Raw genomic sequence first — 20,029 nt, forward strand, 5'->3', positions numbered from 1 at the left:
GGTTGTCACTGGTGGTGCCGTATTCGGCGCCGCAGACCTGGTCGGCTTGGGCGGACAGCAGGAGGTTGATGGTGTCCTGGAGCATCTGGCGCATCAGATCGGGTGAGGCTTGGGCCAGCAGGTCGTCGAGGTATCCGGTGGGGTCGATATGATTGGGCGCGGAGGCCATCGTTGGTGTCCTTTCGAGGATGTGTAGGAGCTGAGTCGAAAGGTACCGCGGTGGTCTCCTTGCTGGTCGGCAGGGGGGGTTCACCAGGCGGTAGCTGTACACCACACTATTGGACGCAACCGGATCTCGATCCTGCTGATCGTCGGTAACGTATTGCGTAACCGTTTGCGACTATTCCAGCAGCTCCTCCTGCCAGCACCAATTACGGCGGGCCTGATTGGGTTGCTCCTTGGACCTGAGGTCCTCGGGTGGATCGGGTTCTCCGACCAAATCGGTGCCTACACCACCATTTTGATCGCCGTGATCTTCGCCTCGATGGCGTGGTCGATGGATATCGGTGGCTCGGTGGCCAAGGGTGCACACAATATGTGGAGCTTCTCCACAACCATGTTCATGTTCCAATGGGGCATCTTCATTTTGCTCGGTGTGTACCTGTTTAAGCCGGTTTTCGGTACCGAAGATTGGTTCGGCATGATGTTGCCCGTCGGCTTCGTTGGCGGATTTGGCACCGCTGCGGCCGTTGGTTCGTCTCTTGAGGCAGTCGGTGCCGAAGCGGCGTCGTCGTTAGGCTTTACTTCGGCGACCATCGGCACACTCGTTGCCATTATCGGCGGTGTCGTCGTGGCGAACTGGGGTATTCGCACCGGTAAGGCTACAGAGCTCGAGGGTGAGCTTCCCGACGAGCTGCGCAAGGGCTACATCGAGAAGGAAGAAGATCGACCTTCCATTGGTAAGGCAACGACAAACCCTTCCGCAATTGAACCGCTGGCTCTGCATCTGGGCTTCATTATTTTCACGGTCCTCGTTGCGTACTTCGTTAACCAGCTCATCATTAACCAGTGGGAGAACGTTTCCATCCCGCTGTTCGCTACGTCGTTTGTGATTGGCCTGATTGGCCGTGTAATTATGCGCATGTTCAATCGTCCGAACTACCTGGACAAGCAGACGGTGAGCACAATCTCGGGTGCTGCTACCGACTATATGATCGCCTTTGGTATTGCGTCGATCGTTCCTGCGGCTCTGGCCGATTATTGGGTTGAGCTGGTACTTCTCTTCGTTCTGGGGACCATCTTCTGTCTGTTCTACCTGCTGGTCATGGCACCGATTTTCTTCGGCGACCGGTGGATCGAACGCGGCCTCTTCGGTTGGGGCTGGGCTACGGCCGCGGTGGCCACCGGTATCGCGCTGCTGAAAATGGTGGATCCGAAACTGCGCTCCGGAACGCTGAACGAGTATGGCGTGGCCTATGTAGGCTTCGCCCCATTTGAAATCGGCATGACCATTATCGCGCCGATCGCCGTGATCGCCGGGGTGACTACCGGTTTTGGCTGGATCACCTTCGCCATTGCCGCCGTCGTGCTGATTATGTCCTATGCCCTGAAATGGGTTCCGGTGAAGGGGGATGGGCCTGGCGGGGCTCGCGTGAAGGCTAGCGATAGCAGCGGGGGATCCTCCGGCTAGTCTGCTTATGTAAATGTGTCTGTTTTAGGCCACCTCGCGAACCTGTGGGGTGGCCTTTTGCATGTCCAGTACGCATTAATATGAATCAGATCACATCAAGTTGACATTGGCTTCAAATTCCTCGAGGATCTTGATCTGCTTCGCAAAGAAAAGTACTTCCATGTTGCTTTTCCTTGGTCCCAAGCAACGCCCGTATTCAGTTAAGAGAACTGAGCGGCGGACGGATTAACTACCTTAGATTTTCTTATTCGCAGGTGTGCCCTAGAACGGGTACACCAATTGAGCATTGAACTTTTTGCCTTTGGAGAACATATGAACGCAGCCCGAAAAACACCCGACAGAAACCAAGAAGCGAATTCCGCCAGCAAAAACGATCGGCTTCCAGGAAGCACAATTGCTGTGCTTGCCGTCCTCGTTGTCACGTCCTTTGTGATGATGCTCAACGAGACCTCGCTCTCCGTCGCCCTGCCCGAGATCATGGCGCAGTTTGATATTTCGGCGTCCACCGCACAGTGGGCGCTGACCGGCGTGATGCTGACTATGGCCATCGTGATGCCCACAACGGGCTGGATCATGGACAGGTTCACCACCCGTCAGGTGTACTTTTTCGCGCTGATTGCCTTCCTCATCGGCTCCGTGGTTGCTGCATGGTCGCCGACATTTTCCATGTTGCTGCTCGGCCGCGTCCTGCAAGCGGCAGGTACCGCGATTCTGATTCCATTGCAGTCAATCGTCGTCATGATCATTGTGCCTGCTAAACGACGAGGCACGGTGATGGGTCTGATCTCTATTGTCCAGGCCACGGCTCCTGCACTTGGCCCAACATTCTCTGGCTTGGTCATGACGGTGTCGACCTGGCACATGACCTTCTGGATCATGGCCGTTCTAGTCGCCATCACCGGCCTATTCGCCGTGAAGTACCTCAAGAATGTGGGCACAACCAAGGAATCCCCACTCGATGTGTTCTCCGTATTCCTGGCGGCTCTTGCCTTCGGTGGCCTTGTCTACGGTTTGAGCTCTATCGGCACGATTGTGACCGGTGGCCCAGCCGCAACCGCCGCGCTTGTAATCACCATCGTCGGCCTCGTCGCCCTGGTGTTCTTCGTTTGGCGCCAAATCAAGCTGGCAAAGGAAGACCGAGCGCTGCTGAACCTGGCACCTCTCAAGGTGAAGAACTTCGTCGTTGCAATGCTGTCGATCCTGTTCATCCAGGCCACTATGCTGGGTGTTTCCAACACGCTGCCTTTGTACCTCCAGGGTGCACTGATGACTTCCGTTCTGGTCGCTGGCCTGGTTAACCTTCCTGGTGGCCTGCTGCAGGCAATCCTCTCGCCGTTCTCCGGATCTATGTATGACCGCGTTGGACCTCGTCCACTCGTGATCCCAGGCATGATCATTGCCGCTGCCTCACTCTATGGCCTGGCAACCGTGGATTCGAACACCTCGGTGGGGTTCATCGTGCTCATGTTCGTGGTCTTCTCAGGTGGACTGTCGCTGGTGCTCACACCAATGATGACCACTGCGTTGAGCTCGCTCGATCATGAGGTCTACAGTCACGGTTCTGCAATTTTGAACACCTTGATGCAGCTCGCTGGTGCCGCGGGTACGGCAGTGTTGATTGCTATCTTCGACATCGTGAGCGCAGCTGGTGGGGGCACCCCGGAAGCAATGGGTGACGGTGCAGCACAGGCCTTCCTTGTTGGTGCGGTGCTGCTGACCATTGGCGTGCTTGTCTCGCTGTCCGTTCAGCGGCCTGACCTATCGGGTTCGACAAAAACAGTGGAACCCACTGCGGCGAAGGAATCATCCGAGAACTAACCACAATGAGCTTCCAAATGTGTTTTCATTCACGATGTTTTGACAGGGCAGAGCCTTTCGCCCAAACTGAAAGTGACTTTGGCGTAAGCGGACATTAAATACCGCTTATGTCAAATGAAATCCGCGATCCGGCTACTTCACTTCGAGTGAGAGTGCCGAGGAGAGGATTTCTTTGTTTTTAACCAGTTGTGAGGGCGTGCCAACCGAGGTGCGCCCATCATTGATCAATAAGGAGCTTTTAGAGTGACACCAGTAAACGGATCCCCACCGAATTCCGATTCCGATCAACCATCGGACAAGCTATCAGGCAAGGTCATTGCTGTTATTGCGGTGCTTGTTGCTACCGCCTTCGTAATGATGCTCAACGAGACTGCCCTGTCTGTCGCGTTGCCCGATGTGATGGAAGAATTTGATATTACCGCGTCCGTTGCTCAGTGGGCGCTGACTGGTGTCATGCTGACGATGGCCATTGTGATGCCAATGACGGGCTGGATACTTGATAGGTTTACTACCCGCCAAGTCTACTTCTTCGCGGTGATCTTCTTCCTCATCGGATCTATCGTTGCAGCTCTCTCGCCAACATTTATGGTCATGTTCCTGGGCCGTGTGTTGCAAGCAGTCGGTACAGCCATTGTGATGCCGCTGCAGATGACAGTTGTAATGAATATTGTTCCGCCTCATCGTCGCGGCTCTATCATGGGAATCATCTCAATCGTGATGGCCGTCGGACCTGCACTGGGCCCAACTTTTGCCGGCTTGATCATGTCCTTCTCCACTTGGCACATGACATTTTGGATCATGGCAGTTCTCGTTGCGATCGCAGGCCTTGTGGCCATGCGTTACCTCCAAAATGTTGGAACTACTAAAGAATCGCCGCTCGACTTTGTCTCCGTCGTGCTCTCTGCCTTTGCCTTCGGCGGACTCGTCTACGGCTTGAGCTCCATCGGTATGATTGTTACCGGAGCGCCAGGAGCGACCGCTGCGATCGTGATTTCTATCGTCGGCGTGGTGGGCCTTATTCTCTTCATCTGGCGCCAGCTGGCCACAGCAAAATCTGGTAAGGCACTACTGAATCTGGCGCCTTTGAAGGTGAAAAACTTCGTGGTTGCCGTGATTGTCATCATGGCTTTCCAGATGGCGCTGCTCGGTGTATCGAATACCTTGCCGCTTTATTTGCAGGGTGCGCTTTTGGTCTCCGTACTGGTTGCCGGCATGGTGAACCTGCCTGGTGGCATCGTCGAGACGCTCATTTCTCCGATCTCGGGCGCGCTCTATGACCGCATTGGTCCACGTCCGCTTGTGATCCCGGGAGCCCTGATTGCTGCCGGCTCCTTGTATGCCATGGCGACTACCGACCACACGACGTCTGTATGGTTCATCGTGGTGATGTTCGCGATCCTGTCCATTGGTATTGGTCTTGCTCTGACACCCTTGATGACTACGTCTTTGAGCTCGCTACCCGGTGAGATCTACACGCACGGTTCCGCAATTATGAATACTTTGATGCAGCTGGCTGGTGCCGCGGGCACGGCAGTGATGATTGCTATCTTCGATGTGGTGAGCGCGGCCGGCGGTGGCACCCCTGAAGCGCAAGGCGAAGGAGGCAGCCGCGCATTCTTGGTTGCTGCGATCCTGCTTTCCGTGGCCTTCGTATTCTCCCTCTTCATCCAACGTCCGGACTTGTCTGGCTCGGTGAAGACTGTGGAGCCGGCGGAACCGAAGTAGAAAATCTCAGCGGGAAATTGTAAATTTCCGAACCAATTTCAAAGTTGAGCGAAAGAGGCTAAAGATCTTCTTTAATTTTTAGTCTTTTTTCGTCCTTGAGTGGAACAGACTCAACCATTTGTGCGTTACTACTAGCGACTAACAAAACTTCAAGGCGAAAGGGGCAACTATATGAGCTCGTTCAACCCAACTACGAAAACGCAGGAAGCCCTGCAACAGGCGCTACAAAAGGCCAGCGCAAACGGTAACCCGGATATCCGTCCGGCTCACCTGTTGAATGCAATTTTGACCCAGGAAGAGGGCATCGCCCGTCCTGTCCTTCAGGCTACCGGCGTTGACCCAGACACGGTGGCAAAAGAGGCAGAAGCCATCGTCGATGGCTACCCGAAGGCCGAGGGCCAGAATTTAGCAAACCCGAACTTTAACCGCGATGCACTCAATGCGTTGAATACAGCGCAAGAGCTCGCAGGGGAGCTTGGCGACGAATACGTCTCCACCGAGGTACTGCTCGCTGCAATCGCGCGCGGCAACGATGAAGCAGCCGAGCTATTGAAGAAGCGCGGCGCTACCTATGACGTCATTAAGCAGGCTTTCCCGTCCGTGCGCGGTAGTAAAAAGGTCACTAGCCAGGATCCGGAAGATCAGTTCCAGGCTCTGGAGAAGTACTCCACCGACCTCACTGCTCGTGCGCGCGAGGGCAAGATTGACCCTGTGATTGGCCGTGACCAGGAGATTCGTCGCGTGGTCCAGGTTCTTAGCCGTCGTACCAAGAACAACCCGGTACTCATCGGTGAGCCTGGTGTTGGTAAGACTGCGATCGTTGAGGGCCTTGCTCGCCGCATTGTTGCGGGCGACGTTCCCGAGTCGCTGAAGGGTAAGACCCTGCTGAGCCTCGACCTTGGCTCCATGGTCGCCGGTGCGAAGTATCGCGGTGAATTCGAGGAGCGCCTCAAGGCCGTTCTCGACGAGATTAAGAGCTCTGACGGCCAGATCATTACGTTCATCGACGAGCTGCACACCATCGTCGGAGCCGGCGCTACCGGCGAGGGCTCGATGGATGCTGGCAACATGATTAAGCCTATGCTTGCCCGCGGTGAGCTGCGCCTAGTCGGTGCGACCACGCTCGACGAGTACCGCAAGTATATCGAGAAGGATGCCGCGCTTGAGCGTCGCTTCCAGCAGGTCTATGTGGGTGAGCCTTCTGTGGAGGATACCGTCGGTATTCTGCGTGGCCTGAAGGAGCGCTACGAAGTGCACCACGGCGTGCGCATTCAGGACTCTGCCCTGGTTGCCGCAGCCGAGCTGTCGAATCGCTACATCACCAACCGCTTCCTGCCGGATAAGGCCATTGACCTAGTCGACGAAGCCGGTTCGCGGCTGCGCATGGAGATCGATTCCTCGCCGCAGGAGATCGACGAGCTCGAGCGCGTGGTTCGCCGCCTCGAGATCGAGGAGATCGCCCTAGAGAAGGAGTCGGATGCAGCGTCCAAGGATCGCCTGGAGAAGCTGCGCCAAGAGCTTGCCGACGAGCGCGAGAAACTCGGCGAACTAAAAGCTCGTTGGGCCAACGAGAAGGGTTCCATTGACAAGGTTCAGGCAGCGAAGGAGGAGCTGGAGAAGCTGCGCAACGAGTCCGAGATCGCAGAGCGCGACGGCGACTACGCGAAGGTTTCCGAGCTGCGCTACGGCCGGATCCCAGAGCTGGAAGAAGAGGTTGCACAAGCCGAATCGCAGGCGCATGACTCCGGCAATACGATGCTCTCTGAGGAGGTCACCCCAGATGTGATCGCTGACGTTGTCAGCGCGTGGACTGGTATTCCTGCGGGCAAGATGATGCAGGGCGAAACCGAGAAACTGCTGCACATGGAAGAAGTACTGGGGAAGCGCGTCGTCGGCCAGCACGAAGCTGTGCAGGCAGTCTCCGATGCTGTCCGCCGGTCCCGTGCAGGTATCGCGGATCCGAACCGACCTACCGGTTCCTTCCTCTTCCTCGGTCCTACCGGCGTTGGTAAGACTGAGCTGGCGAAGGCTGTTGCGGAGTTCCTCTTCGACGACGAGCAGGCCATGGTCCGCATCGACATGTCCGAGTACGGCGAGAAGCACTCCGTCTCCCGCCTGGTCGGTGCCCCTCCGGGATACGTCGGCCACGATTCGGGCGGTCAGCTGACCGAAGCCGTGCGCCGTCGCCCTTACACCCTCGTGCTTTTCGACGAGGTGGAGAAGGCCCACCCGGACGTATTCGACGTGTTGCTGCAGGTCCTCGACGACGGACGCCTCACCGACGGCCAGGGCAGGACGGTTGATTTCAGTAATACTGTGATCATCTTGACCTCCAACCTGGGTGCCGGCGGCAGCCGCGAGCAGATCATGGATGCGGTGAAGAAGGCCTTCAAGCCGGAATTCATCAACCGTCTCGACGACGTGGTCATCTTCGATCCGCTGTCTCAGGAACAGCTGGTCGGCATCGTTGACATCCAGCTGCAGAGCCTGGCGGACCGCCTCGCCGGTCGCCGCCTCGAGCTGGAAGTATCCGATGCTGCGAAGTCCTGGTTGGCAGAGCGTGGCTACGATCCTGACTTCGGTGCGCGCCCGCTGCGTCGCCTGATTCAGCAGGCTATCGGCGATAAGCTGGCGAAGGCACTGCTCAGTGGCTACATCGTGGACGGCGATACCGTGTTGGTTGACGTCGCAGATGGTGGCGAATCGCTCACAGTAGACGCGAAGTAATGCGCAGGTAATTTAGGTCGGCGCCCCTTGAGGGGTGCCGGCCTTCTTGCTGTTTAAAGCTGGTATCGCCAGCACAGCCAGCCTGCACTATCGACGGATATGCTGAAAAATTCGATTTGGTCGACGTTCTGGACATATCCGTCGATACCGCGCGGAACCAATATCGGTGAAGATGAATTCCAAGCCCATTTACGTGTGAATAACGGCACATAAAGCAATCGTCACCGAGCCAACCCACCACCACCCCCGGCCACCACAACCTGCGCACTAATTCCTTTTTTGCTATTACCGGCTACGATGAGGGAATGACGTCCTTAACGCCGACTACAACTATTGTTACTAGGGTTCCGTTACCGGGCATCAACAACGAAGAACTTGCAGCTCACGACATTGGAAACGGGCACTTCGTTGTGGCCAGCGTTCCATTCGTTGACACTACTTTGGCTGTCGGTGACATTGTTGAATGCGTCAGAGTTGGTGGGCAATTCCACGTCAACCAAGTTGTCGTCCGCGGTGGTGCTTCGACCATCCGGATTTTGCCCCAAGGCCCAGAAGACATTGCGGGTACGTTGCTTGCATTCGGATGCAGGGTGGAAATCGGCCCGGGCGGAATGCTCGCCGCGTCGATTGGACCTGATTGCCCCTGGGAAGGAATCCAAGAGTGGTTGGAATCCCTCGAGGATGATGGTCAAATTCAAGTAGCGCCTGGATACACGGCGGAGAGTCACTAATCCCCCTAAGATGGCAAGCATGACTGTCTTCATCAGTGCACACGAGCTCGCAGACTATATCCGCCACGGACAAAACCAGACTGTTATCTCTACTATTTGGGCACCGCTAGAAGGCGAAGCCCATGCAATCTATCAGTCGAACCACATCCCGACCTCCCTGTTTTGTGATCCTGCCTATGCACTTGCAGGTATCCCAAGCAGCTTGGATGGGCGCAACCCGATGCCCTCGGTTGGCGCACTGCAGAAGTCAATCAATGCGTGGGGCCTGAAGAAGGGCCGCCCAGTGGTGGTCTTCGACCCAGGCACGGGCGTTTTTGCAGCGCGCGCCTGGTGGATGCTGCGGTGGGCAGGTATTGAAGAGGTGTACATTCTTGACGGTGGCCGCGCCGAGTGGGATCGTCAGGAGCTGCCCACCGTGGGCGGTCCGGGCAATATTTCGGTGGGCTCTGACGTAGTGGTCCAGCCGAATTCGCTGCCGACCATCGATATCCACGATGTTAAGCGCTTTGAGGGCACGCTGCTTGATGCCCGCGGTGAGAGCCGTTTCGAGGGTCGTCGCGAGATCTTGGACCTGAAGGCGGGCCACATTCCGGGCGCGGTGAACTTGCCGGTCTCAGAGCTCTTCGATGAGCACAATCGGATCCTGCCAACGGATCAAGTACTCGCGCGTCTCGCGGAGGAGGGCATTGACCACACCACGAACCCGAGTGATGTTGTGACCTATTCGGGCTCCGGTAACCATTCGGCGATGTTGCTTGCGGCAATGGCGCATGCCGGTCTGCCCATTGTTACCCATTATGTTGGTGGCTGGTCGCAGTGGAGCGCGAATCCCGCTAATCAGGTGGCGCGTCACGTGTAAGGGCGGGTGAGGCGCTAAAGTTCTTGGGTGTGGCTTACTTAGCGCTTTTCCTCGCCGTACTCGCTCTCGTGGGAGCGGGCGTCTTGTGGTACTTCGGTTCCCGCGACCCGCAGCAGCCAACGGATATTGAAGATCCGTTGGACGACTACGCAGAAGAACCTCGCTTAGCGACGACGCTCCCGCCCGCAGAAGAAGAACCACCTGCGGAAGAACCGGAACCCGAGCCAGAACCGGAACCGGAGCCCGAGCCCGAGCCAGTACTTGAGTCCGAACCCGAACCCGAACCGGAACCGGAGCCCGAGCCCGAGCCCGAGCCAGTACTTGAGCCAGAACCGGCTCCAGAACCTGAGCCCGCACCGGCACCGGTACCGCGCCCAGTGCGCAGGTCAGGACTCCAACTGCCAGGTTCCTCACGCCGGGATCGCCGCGCGTGGGCCGAGAGTCACGGCTACGAGTATCAGCGCACCGATAATTACCTCATTGACGAGTGGACTCGCGGAGCTGCGTCTTCCGGCGTCGCCGCGAAAGATATCGTCTCGGGGGTGTCCTACGGACACGAGACATTATTGATGGATCTTGGCGGCACCAACGTTATGGCCATGCGCACTGGCGTGGTCAGCGACGTGGTCGTCGATATGCGACGCGATGGATTTAACGCCCAGTCGTCCGATGATCTACTTGAGGTGTCCAAGGTCAGCGGTTTTACCGTGTACGCCACCGAGGTGGGGCCGGCACAGCGTGCTCTCGACGATCGTGTGCTCATTGCCCTGGAGAACATGCCCGAGGTAGTCAGCGCCGTGTGGTTCGAGTCCGACTGGGTGCTCGCCCAAACCGAACGCGGCAGCACGCCTGAGGATTGGGATGATATGCTCGCGCCACTCGGCCTACTTGCCGACGCCGCACGTGTCCTACCTCCGCAAACCTGGCAGATCCTGGAATTTAATCGCCCCACGCGTGAGATGGGTCAGCCCGTCGTGTTGCCTACGGAAGAAACCCCCGTCGAGGAACCCGACACCGGTGTTCATATCGTGCGCCCGGAAGAGCCCCTCGAACTGCCGACGCGCACGACCGGCACAGTCCACGGAATCATGGAGCACCATGCCATCGGCGGCGACGAGGTGGAAGCCATCGCGGACGGAAAAAATGAGGGCCCCGGAAACGACGGAACGCGGATAACCAGGGAACTGAAACCACCGAGTATCTTCGGCGACTAACATATGGCGCATGACTGATAACCGCGTCGATTCCGCAGCAAAAGAAAAGCTCGCCGCCCTGGTCAAGGAGCTGGCCATTGTCCATGGAAAGGTCACGCTTTCTTCGGGCAAGGAAGCTGACTACTACGTGGATCTGCGTCGTGCCACCTTGCACCACGAAGCATCCCGCCTGATTGGCACGCTCCTGCGCCAGATCACCTCCGACCTGGACTACGTCTCCGTCGGCGGCCTTACCTTGGGCGCCGATCCAGTGGCTACCGCGATCATGCACGCCGAAGGCGACCCGATCGATGCGTTCGTTGTGCGTAAGGAAGCTAAAAAGCACGGCATGCAGCGCCGCATTGAGGGACCTTCGATCGTCGGCAAGCGAGTGCTCGTTGTCGAAGACACGACCACTACCGGTAACTCGCCGCTGACCGCGGTCGAGGCCGTGCGCGCCGAAGGTGCGGAGGTCGTGGCTGTGGCGACGGTCGTGGATCGTGCGACCGGCGCGGAGCAGGTCATCCGCGACGCTGGCGTGGAGTACCGCTACCTGCTCAGCCTCGAGGACCTCGACCTTGCGTAGTACCTCCGGGCCGGGCCCGACCGAGTGGGGTGAAGGTCGCCACGGGGTCGGACCGTGGGAAGGGGAGTGGCCAGAAGATTCGCGTTACGACGAGGCGTTGTTGCGCGAAGGCGATCGTCGCAACGTGGCCGATGCCTACCGGTATTGGACGCGCGAGGCGATCATCGCCGACATTGACACGCGGCGCCATTCCTTTCACGTGGCCATTGAGAACTTTGAAAATGACGCGAATATCGGCACGGTCGTGCGCACCGCGAATGCGTTTGCCGCGGCTGCGGTGCACATTGTGGGCAAGAAGCGTTGGAACCGGCGTGGCGCGATGGTCACCGACCGGTATCAGCACTTGGAGCATCACGCGACTATCGACGACTTAGTGGCCTGGTGTATCGAGCGCGACCTGCCGATTGTGGCGATTGATAATACCCCCGGGGCGGTTCCGCTCGAGACCGCTGAACTACCGGAAAATTGTATGCTTGTTTTCGGACAAGAAGGACCGGGAGTTACCGCTGAAGCGCAGGGAGCTGCGGTAATGACGTGTTCGATCGCACAGTTTGGTTCCACCCGCTCCATCAATGCTGGTGTCGCCGCGGGCATTGCCATGCACGCGTGGGTGCGCCAGCACGCCGACCTGAAACGATCGTGGTAGTTATCACGATATGGTTAATATTAAATAAATTTCCTTCGATTGAGGAGAGTAGTGCCTGAGACATGGGCGCACCGCGCCGACCTTGCTGAATCCGCGATCAATGAGCGTCACGCTTCGCGGCTGTGGGGGCTGCCCCGCACCAACCTCGCGGTGGTAAGTTGGCCACCCACCACCAAGGAGAAGCTCTTTGGGCATTGGCATTATTGGTGGCAGGCGCACTATATCGATTGCCAGGTCGACGCAGCGCTGCGCCGGGAAACCAAGACCCGTCGCCGGCGCATCTCGGACACTATTCGCGGGGTAAAAATCCGCAATTTGGGCCGGTTGACGAAGAATCGCTACTTCGATGACAAGGCGTGGATGGCTTTGGCCATGAATCGGGCAGGTAACCTGAACCGGTTCAAACAACCAAAGCAGCTCGACGAGCTGGAGTTCAACCTCATCGCGGGCATCGATTCCGTCACCGGTGTCCTGCCCTGGCGCGAGGGCGAGACCTTCTTCAACGTGCCCTCCAATGGTCCCGCGGCGATCATGATGGCCAGGACTGGCCGGCTGGATCAGGCGCGCGAGATCGTGGACTGGATCTACGATAATTTGCTCGCCGACAACGGGCTTGTGATGGACGGCGTGCGGATGCGCATGCATGGGCCCGAGGTAGTGGACAAGACCTACACCTATAACCAAGGTGTGCTTCTTGGTGCCTCTCTGGAGATCGTGCTGGCGCTGCGTCAGCGCGCGGGTCTGGGTAAAGATGAGGCCGTGGATTCTTATGACGATGCCTCCAAGGCCGATGAGTCCATCACGTACGTGACGCATATTCGGTCGTTGATGCAGGCGATCGCGCTGCACATGGCATCTCCCCAGGGTGTGATCCTGGGTGGGGGCGACGGCGACGGTGGCCTGTTCAAGGGCATCCTGGCCAGGTACCTCGCCGATATCGCGGTGCGCTTGCCGGAGGATTCCCCGGCGAACACAGCGACGAAGAAGGTGGCGAAGCGCATCGTCCTCGCCTCCGCGGAGTCCGTGTGGAACCATCGCCTCGAGGTCGACGGGCTGCCGATCTTCTCCTCGGACTGGACCCAAGATGCCCGCCTGCCGCACAATTATGGGCTCGGTCCGTCGACGGTGCCCGAAGCCATGGGCATGATTCGCATCGACGAGCGTGACCTCTCCGTTCAGTTGTCCGGGTGGATGTTGCTTGAGGCCGCGGCGCGCGTGAGTGCCAGCGAAGAGGATTAGAACAACGTGGGAAAAGTGTCACGCCCAATTTCGGGTGCACTTCCCAAGCCAAAACTTGTTTTACAAGGCATACTGGAAAAGAATCTCAACTTTTCGACAATGGAGGATTTTTCAGCTCATGCCTATCGCAACTCCCGAGGTCTACAACGCAATGCTGGATCAGGCTAAGGAAGGTGGCTACGCATTCCCAGCCATCAACTGCACCTCTTCCGAGACAATTAACGCTGCCCTGAAGGGTTTCGCCGAGGCTGAGTCCGACGGCATCATCCAGTTTTCCACTGGTGGCGCAGAGTTCGGCTCTGGCCTGGCAGTCAAGAACAAGGTTGCTGGCGCACAGGCGCTGGCTGCATTCGCTCACGAGGCAGCAAAGCACTACGGCATCAACGTCGCGCTGCACACCGACCACTGCCAGAAGGAAGTTCTGGACGAGTACGTTCGCCCACTGATTGCTATCTCCCAGGAGCGCGTTGACCGCGGCGAGCTGCCACTGTTCCAGTCCCACATGTGGGATGGCTCCGCAGTGCCAATCGCTGAGAACCTGGAAATCGCCCAGGAGCTCCTAGAGAAGGCGAAGAACGCCAACATCATCCTCGAGGTTGAGATCGGCGTTGTTGGCGGCGAAGAGGACGGCGTTGAGGCAAAGGCTGGCGCTAACCTCTACACCACCGAAGAGGACTTCGAGAAGACCATCGATGCACTGGGCACCGGCGAGAACGGCCGTTACCTGCTGGCAGCAACCTTCGGCAACGTCCACGGCGTGTACAAGCCAGGCAACGTGAAGCTGCGCCCAGAGATCTTGAAGATGGGCCAGGACGCTGCAATTAAGAAGCTCGGACTGGACGCTTCCGCGCAGCCATTCGATTTCGTCTTCCACGGTGGCTCCGGCTCCGAGAAGGAAAAGATCGAAGAGGCATTGACCTACGGTGTTATCAAGATGAACGTTGACACCGACACTCAGTACGCTTTCACCCGCCCAATCGTGAGCCACATGTTTGAAAACTACAACGGCGTGCTCAAGGTTGACGGGGAAGTGGGCAACAAGAAGGTCTACGACCCACGTTCCTACATGAAGAAGGCTGAACAGGGCATGTCCGAGCGCGTCATCGAGTCCTGCCAGGACTTGAAGTCGGCTGGCAAGTCCGTAACCAAGTAAAACCAGTTCTCTGAAAGCTCTCGCGCGACGGCGCGGCAGCTTTTTGCATCGAGTATCCTGTGGTGAGCAGTGATTAAAGGAAGAATCGGGGTGAGTTCATGGCAAAAGAACGTATGGGCACGCGTGCGCGCTTGCACGCCGTAGACCGCTCGCTGCATTCCCGCATTGCTCGCCTGCGTAAACGCTGGTGGCAAATTCTCCAGACCGCGCTCGCCGCGGGTGTGGCGTATTGGGTGGCCCAAGAACTCATCGGACACACCACCCCGTTCTTCGCCCCGATTGCGGTGGTGATCATCCTGTCGGTCTCCGGTGGAGACAGGGTCAAGCGCGCATTCGAGTTGTCCATGGGCTGCGTCCTCGGCGTGCTCGTGGGCGATCTGCTCATCGCCCCGCTCGGTGCCGGCGGGTGGCAGATTTCGCTCGCCGTCGGAGTGAGCCTTGCGGTGGCGGGATTCTTCTCCCCATCAGTCCTGGTTAATAACCAAGTTGCCATCGGGTCAATCCTGATCGCCACGATCATGCCGCCAGGCTCCGCAAACACCGGCATTGATCGCACCCTCGACGCTGTCGTCGGGTCCGTCATCGCAATCCTGGTGATCGCGTTTTTGCCGTCCTCGCCGCTGTCGTCGGCACGCCATGAAATAGCCAAGGTGTTGGGTATCGCCTCCTCGGTGCTCGATGACGTGGCGAAGGGGTTGCGCGATAAGGACGCCGAGCTTATCGACGATGCACTGGCCGCCATTAGAGGCACTCAAAGCGGCATCGATGCCATGCTCGTTGCCACCAAGACGGGTGCTGAATCGTCGAAAATTTCGCCGTTTCTGTGGGCGACGAGGAGATACGTGCGCTCGCTGGAGCGCATCATCGAGCCCGTGGATAACTCGATTCGAAACGTTCGCGTGCTCGCTAGGCGTGCGCATGTCTTGGTCCAGGACGGGGATACCGTCAGCGACCGGCAGATTGAGATCATCGATGCACTGGCGAAGTATTTCCTGGATTTATCCGATGTCTACGAGGTGAAAACGGAGCTGCGGCAGTCACAGGAGATCCCGATTCTGGTGAATAAACTGCGCCAGCTGGGATCCGAAGCATCGATGGACGTCATCGAGGAAGACGGAGTGCTCAGTGCCTATGTCATCCTGGCGCAGTCGCGCTCGACCATCGTGGATTTGCTGCAGGTCTGTGGAATGTCGCGCGAATCCGCCCTGGCCATGCTGACCCCGACCTCAGAGACCCCGGCGTACCCGCCGGAGACCTGGGATAAAAACGACCATGACTCGTTTTAAGCTGCGGGCTAGTGCTGGGTTGAATAGCCCGACACGTCAGCTAAATTCTCTACCTCGAAATGTTTGAAACACTGGTGCCGGTCGGCAGAGGAGAGATGGCCCTCCACTCCAATTTCCGGGGCTTCGTTGAGTTTGTCCTTGGAGAAAGCGACGTGGATCCCGTCGTCTTTGAGGGAGTGCCCACGGAGCGGAACAATTGAGCTCTTCGCCCCGAACAGGCCGTGCTTGAGGTCGATGAAGTCGGGTTGGCCGGTCTCGTCATTGAGAAAGACGTCCGAGGCGGAGCCGATCTTCTCGCCTTGAGCATCGAAAACCGTGGCTTCTAGCAAGGAATCAACGTTGTGAGAAGCAGGATCGGTAGCAGTCATGATCCCAATCTACTCCTCAGGCTCGCTATTCGGGACGAACCGCCTGCATATCTCTCAGATGCCGGTAGAAGGTCACTCGCTTGAGCGGGCGGGGGTGATCTACCCCGTCGATGGTGACCAAGATGTCCTTGCCACCCGACTGTACGGCGCGGCCGGTTTTCATTCGTGCGCCGTCGACCTGATTGGTGGGCACAGCCTTGCCGCGTGTGCGCCAGCGCAGCAACGCAGTTTCGCTCCAGCGCTGCAATTCACGAGGGTCGTGCTTGGTCAGCGTGCCATGGCTGACCCGCGGGGTGACCAGGGGTACTGCGGCGATGCCGGGGGCGTCGGTCATGGGCACCAGGCGGGCACCGAACTGGCCGTAGAAGCGGGCGTCAGTCTCGGTGCCCTCTGCAGGGTCTTCTTCCGGTTCGGAGCGCAGCACAATCAGGTCGGAATCGACGACGATTTCTCCGATGTACTCGGGGCTGGATTCTTGGGCAGGGGCGTCGTCGTCAAGCGAAAAACGCGTCAGCGTTGCGGAACCGGCGACCACCGTCGACGTGTCAGTGCGGATCGTAGGCACCGGGCGCACCTGGCCGTTGAGCGCAGCGTCGAGGGCGTTGTCGGCGGTCAAACCCCAGTTCACGGCGGCGGCAGAGGTGAAATCTGCCGGCAGGTAGGCGATTTCCATCCACAGGTAGTCGGCGCGCATCATGCGGGTGAGCACGGCAGACAGGGCAGCATCGGAGCCAGCGACGACGACGCGAACGGGGTGGTCGAGGGGCTGCGGGGCAAACCCGGGGGTGCCCAGGTGGGCGACGTCGGGCTGCGCTGCGATCTCGTCGAGTGAGGGGGTCGGGTCGACCGGCAACTCTTCGCGCGCGATCTTATCCAGAAACTTCAGCTCCGCGCGCGTGGGGACCTGTGAGACCTCAACATAATCGGTGACGGGATGACGGGCAGTGCCGGTGGCATCCAGTAGCTCGGGGTAGGGCAACGGGCCGCCACACGAAATGAAGATAAGGCGCATGTCGGTAGATACTATCGTGCCTAGTACACTAGCTTTGCACAAGTACATCGATTGATCGGAAGTGATCATATGGCGGCAATCGTAATCGTCGGCGCACAGTGGGGGGACGAGGGTAAAGGTAAAGCTACCGATATCCTCGGTGGTCTCGTCGACTACGTTGTCAAACCCAATGGTGGTAATAACGCAGGTCACACCGTCGTAGTCGGTGGAGAGAAGTACGAACTCAAGTTGCTCCCGGCCGGCGTTCTCTCGGAGAATTCCGTCCCAATTCTGGGCAACGGCGTGGTAATCAACCTGGAGGCGCTTTTCGAGGAGATCGATGGCCTCGAAGCTCGCGGCGCGGACGCATCGCGCCTGCGTATCTCGGCGAACGCGCACCTGGTTGCTCCGTACCACCAGACGCTCGACCGCGTGCAGGAACGCTTCCTGGGCAAGCGCGCGATCGGCACCACCGGCCGCGGCATCGGCCCCACCTACTCCGACAAGGTCGGTCGTGTGGGCATCCGCGTCCAGGACATTTTCGACGAGTCGATCCTGCGCCAGAAGATCGAATCCGCGCTCGATGTGAAGAACCAGATGCTGGTGAAGATGTACAACCGCAAGGCCATTGAGGTCGACGCGATGGTGGAGTACTTCCTGGGCTATGCCGATCGCCTGCGCCCGATGGTCATCGACTCGGAATACGTGTTGAACAAGGCACTTGACAAGGGCAAGCACGTGCTCATGGAGGGCGGCCAGGCCACCATGTTGGATGTGGACCACGGCACCTACCCGTTCGTTACCTCCTCGAACCCCACCGCGGGTGGCGCCTGTGTGGGCGCGGGCATCGGCCCCACCCGCATCACTGCTTCCCTGGGCATTATTAAGGCCTACACCACGCGCGTCGGCGCGGGCCCATTCCCCACGGAGCTCTTCGACAAGTGGGGCGAGTACCTCCAGACCGTCGGCGGCGAGGTCGGCGTGAACACCGGCCGCAAGCGCCGTTGTGGCTGGTACGACTCGGTGATTGCCCGCTACGCCTCCCGCGTCAACGGTTTCACCGACTACTTCCTGACCAAGCTGGACGTGCTCACCGGCATCGGCGAGATCCCCATCTGCGTGGCCTACGACGTGGACGGTGTGCGCCACGACGAGATGCCGCTGACCCAGTCCGATTTCCACCACGCCGAGCCAATCTTCGAAACCATGCCTGCCTGGGATGAAGACATCACCGAGTGCCGCACCTTTGAGGAGCTGCCTCAGAAGGCCCAGGATTATGTCCTGCGCCTCGAAGAGCTCTCTGGCGCACCGATCAGCTACATCGGCGTGGGTCCGGGCCGTGATCAGACGATTATCCGCCACGACGTGATGGAGCGCTAACACATGGTTGCACAGCCGCTGGGCACCCCGATGACCCCCAACGCCACCAAAGTGCTGCTTCTGGGCAGCGGCGAGATTGGGAAGGAACTCACGTTGTCCTTTCAGCGCCTGGGTCTCGAGGTCCACGCGGTTGATCAATACGCGAATGCGCCCGCACACCAGTCGGCGCACTACGCGTATGTCGCGGACACAATGAACGCCGGGCAGATCGAGCAGCTCATTGAGAAGATCCAGCCGGATTACATCGTCCCCGAGATCGAAACCGTCGCCGCCGAGGTCCTGGCCCGCGCCGAGGAGTCAGGCAAGGCGATGGTCGTGCCTTCGGCCCGCGCGTGCGAGTTGACGGTGTCGCGCGAGGGCATTCGTCGTGTAGCGAGCGAAGAGCTTGGCTTGCCGACGACCGCGTATCGCTTCGCCTCCTCCCCCGAACAGGTGCGCGCAGCCGCGGATGAATTGGGCTACCCCTGCATTGTCAAGCCCGCAATTTCCACCTCGGGGCGCGGACATACCCTCCTGCGCGACGCCGAAGGTGTGCAACAGGCCTGGGACGAGGCGAACCAACCGGACTCGCCGAATAACCACGTCAGCGTCGAGCGCTTTGTGAACTTCGACTTCGAGGTGACCATCCTGGCGGTGCGCTCGATTGATCCGCGCACAGGCGAGCTGGCCACGTGGTTCTGCGAACCCATTGGGCGCAAGCACTCCCACGGCCGGCTGGTGGAATTCTGGCAACCGGCACCGATGTCGGATGGCGCGATGGACAACGCGCGCTCCATGGCCGCTCGCATCACCAACGCCCTCGGCGGGCGCGGTGTCTATGGTATTGAACTCTTCGTGGCGGGCGACGACGTGTACTTCTCTTCCGTCACCCCGCGCCCGCACGACACGGGCAGCCTGACCACGCAGACCCAGCGGTTCTCGCAGTTTGACCTGCATGCGCGGGCAATTTTAGGCCTGCCTATTGACTCGACGCTAGTCTCGCCCGGGGCGGCGCGCTATATCCACGCGCCGGCAGATTCCGACACGATTTCTTATACCGGCGTGGCCGATGCGCTCGCCGTGCCAGAGACCGACGTGCGCTTCTTCGGGAAACCCACGGGTTACCCTGATCGCCGCATGGGCATTGTCACCAGCACGGCCGAGACCATCGAGCAGGCCAAAGAGCGAGCGAAGGCCGCGGCCGAGAAGATTACTGTTCAGGCGTAGAGAGGTAGTACGCCAACTCCGCTGCGGTAAGACGCATGGGCTGATGTGGCACGCCGGTGTCGTCGTAAAGCTCGCCATCAGGCTTAAACCCGCGCTCCGTGTAAAAGTCCTGGAACGTCTCTTGCGCGTCTAAGACAACGTCGCGCTCGGGCCATTCCTTGCGTGCGCGCTCCATAGCGGCGCGGAACACCTCGGGGCCAAGGCCCGTGCCGCGCTCGTCGGGGTGGATCACGAAACGGCCAAAGCCCGTGTCGCTGCCGTGTGGGTAAATGCGGGCATAGCCCACGATTTTATTGTTCTTCTTCGCGATGATGTGCCAAGTGTCCTGCTCGGCATCAGCGTCATCGATTTCTGCGTAGGGCGTCTTCTGCTCATGCACAAAGACATCGACGCGCAACTTGTAGAGTTGATGAACCTCGAGGGCGGAAAGGTCGATGAGTCGGACTGCCGATATTAGGTTAGTCATGACCTCAACCTTATCGCCTTTTCTG

Annotated in this window: 17 protein-coding genes and 1 pseudogene; 14 read left to right on the forward strand and 4 right to left on the reverse strand. The window is 58.9% G+C overall.

The features are described from left to right. Positions 1-169 (reverse strand): annotated as a pseudogene (locus A37O_RS16540) (IS256 family transposase); the annotation flags it as partial. Between the two features lie 153 nt (positions 170-322). On the opposite strand from A37O_RS16540, the gene A37O_RS15215 reads away from it, so the two are divergent. The 12 genes from A37O_RS15215 to A37O_RS0109420 all read left to right on the forward strand — a co-directional run bounded on the left by A37O_RS15215 (position 323) and on the right by A37O_RS0109420 (position 15,593). After that, positions 323-1,630, forward strand: a complete 1,308-nt coding sequence (locus A37O_RS15215) for a sodium/glutamate symporter (RefSeq protein ID WP_425386900.1) — start codon at positions 323-325, stop codon at positions 1,628-1,630. Between the two features lie 312 nt (positions 1,631-1,942). After that, positions 1,943-3,448, forward strand: a complete 1,506-nt coding sequence (locus A37O_RS0109370; RefSeq protein ID WP_018297246.1) for an MDR family MFS transporter — start codon at positions 1,943-1,945, stop codon at positions 3,446-3,448. Between the two features lie 243 nt (positions 3,449-3,691). Next, complete coding sequence (locus A37O_RS0109375) at positions 3,692-5,173, forward strand: DHA2 family efflux MFS transporter permease subunit (RefSeq protein ID WP_018297247.1); 1,482 nt, start codon at positions 3,692-3,694, stop codon at positions 5,171-5,173. Positions 5,174-5,344: 171 nt separating this feature from the next. Then, a complete protein-coding gene (gene clpB, locus A37O_RS0109380; protein ID WP_018297248.1) occupies positions 5,345-7,900 on the forward strand; it encodes an ATP-dependent chaperone ClpB in 2,556 nt (851 codons plus the stop codon). A gap of 305 nt (positions 7,901-8,205) precedes the next feature. Next, positions 8,206-8,631 carry a DUF4265 domain-containing protein gene (locus A37O_RS16235; RefSeq protein ID WP_083912635.1) on the forward strand — a complete coding sequence of 142 codons (426 nt, stop codon included), beginning with the start codon at positions 8,206-8,208 and terminating at the stop codon, positions 8,629-8,631. A 19-nt stretch (positions 8,632-8,650) separates the two neighbouring features. Then, positions 8,651-9,490 (forward strand): sulfurtransferase, encoded by an 840-nt coding sequence (locus A37O_RS0109390; protein WP_018297250.1) that lies wholly within the window; start codon positions 8,651-8,653, stop codon positions 9,488-9,490. Positions 9,491-9,519: 29 nt separating this feature from the next. Next, the gene (locus tag A37O_RS0109395; RefSeq protein ID WP_018297251.1) at positions 9,520-10,704 is read left to right on the forward strand and encodes a type III secretion system chaperone family protein; all 1,185 of its coding nucleotides are present in this window, start codon (positions 9,520-9,522) and stop codon (positions 10,702-10,704) included. A gap of 10 nt (positions 10,705-10,714) precedes the next feature. After that, entirely contained in the window at positions 10,715-11,269 is a 555-nt protein-coding gene (gene pyrE, locus A37O_RS0109400) for an orotate phosphoribosyltransferase (protein WP_018297252.1), read from the forward strand. Continuing rightward, entirely contained in the window at positions 11,262-11,915 is a 654-nt protein-coding gene (locus A37O_RS0109405; protein WP_018297253.1) for a TrmH family RNA methyltransferase, read from the forward strand. Before pyrE ends, A37O_RS0109405 begins: the two co-directional genes overlap by 8 nt. Positions 11,916-11,966: 51 nt before the next feature. Further along, positions 11,967-13,154, forward strand: a complete 1,188-nt coding sequence (locus A37O_RS0109410; protein ID WP_018297254.1) for a glycoside hydrolase family 76 protein — start codon at positions 11,967-11,969, stop codon at positions 13,152-13,154. Positions 13,155-13,272: 118 nt separating this feature from the next. Then, complete coding sequence (gene fbaA, locus A37O_RS0109415) at positions 13,273-14,307, forward strand: class II fructose-bisphosphate aldolase (RefSeq protein WP_018297255.1); 1,035 nt, start codon at positions 13,273-13,275, stop codon at positions 14,305-14,307. Positions 14,308-14,405: 98 nt separating this feature from the next. Continuing rightward, the gene (locus A37O_RS0109420) at positions 14,406-15,593 is read left to right on the forward strand and encodes an FUSC family protein (protein ID WP_026196281.1); all 1,188 of its coding nucleotides are present in this window, start codon (positions 14,406-14,408) and stop codon (positions 15,591-15,593) included. 8 nt (positions 15,594-15,601) lie between these two features. On the opposite strand, the gene A37O_RS15220 is transcribed toward A37O_RS0109420, so the two are convergent. Together A37O_RS15220 and A37O_RS0109430 are read right to left on the reverse strand one after the other, a co-directional pair. Next, positions 15,602-15,961, reverse strand: coding sequence for a PRC-barrel domain-containing protein (locus A37O_RS15220; protein ID WP_018297257.1), 360 nt, complete (start codon positions 15,959-15,961; stop codon positions 15,602-15,604). 25 nt (positions 15,962-15,986) lie between these two features. Further along, positions 15,987-16,973 (reverse strand): diacylglycerol kinase catalytic domain-containing protein, encoded by a 987-nt coding sequence (locus A37O_RS0109430; protein WP_018297258.1) that lies wholly within the window; start codon positions 16,971-16,973, stop codon positions 15,987-15,989. Positions 16,974-17,042: 69 nt separating this feature from the next. Between A37O_RS0109430 and A37O_RS0109435 the strand changes: the two genes are divergently transcribed. After that, positions 17,043-18,332 carry an adenylosuccinate synthase gene (locus A37O_RS0109435; protein ID WP_018297259.1) on the forward strand — a complete coding sequence of 430 codons (1,290 nt, stop codon included), beginning with the start codon at positions 17,043-17,045 and terminating at the stop codon, positions 18,330-18,332. A 3-nt stretch (positions 18,333-18,335) separates the two neighbouring features. Further along, entirely contained in the window at positions 18,336-19,538 is a 1,203-nt protein-coding gene (gene purT / locus A37O_RS0109440) for a formate-dependent phosphoribosylglycinamide formyltransferase (RefSeq protein ID WP_018297260.1), read from the forward strand. Here the strand turns inward: purT and A37O_RS0109445 are convergent. After that, complete coding sequence (locus tag A37O_RS0109445) at positions 19,522-20,004, reverse strand: GNAT family N-acetyltransferase (RefSeq protein WP_018297261.1); 483 nt, start codon at positions 20,002-20,004, stop codon at positions 19,522-19,524. The genes purT and A37O_RS0109445 overlap by 17 nt on opposite strands. Positions 20,005-20,029 lie beyond the last annotated feature (25 nt).

The sequence above is a fragment of the Corynebacterium lubricantis DSM 45231 genome, from assembly GCF_000379425.1.
Taxonomy (GTDB): Bacteria; Actinomycetota; Actinomycetes; order Mycobacteriales; family Mycobacteriaceae; genus Corynebacterium; species Corynebacterium lubricantis.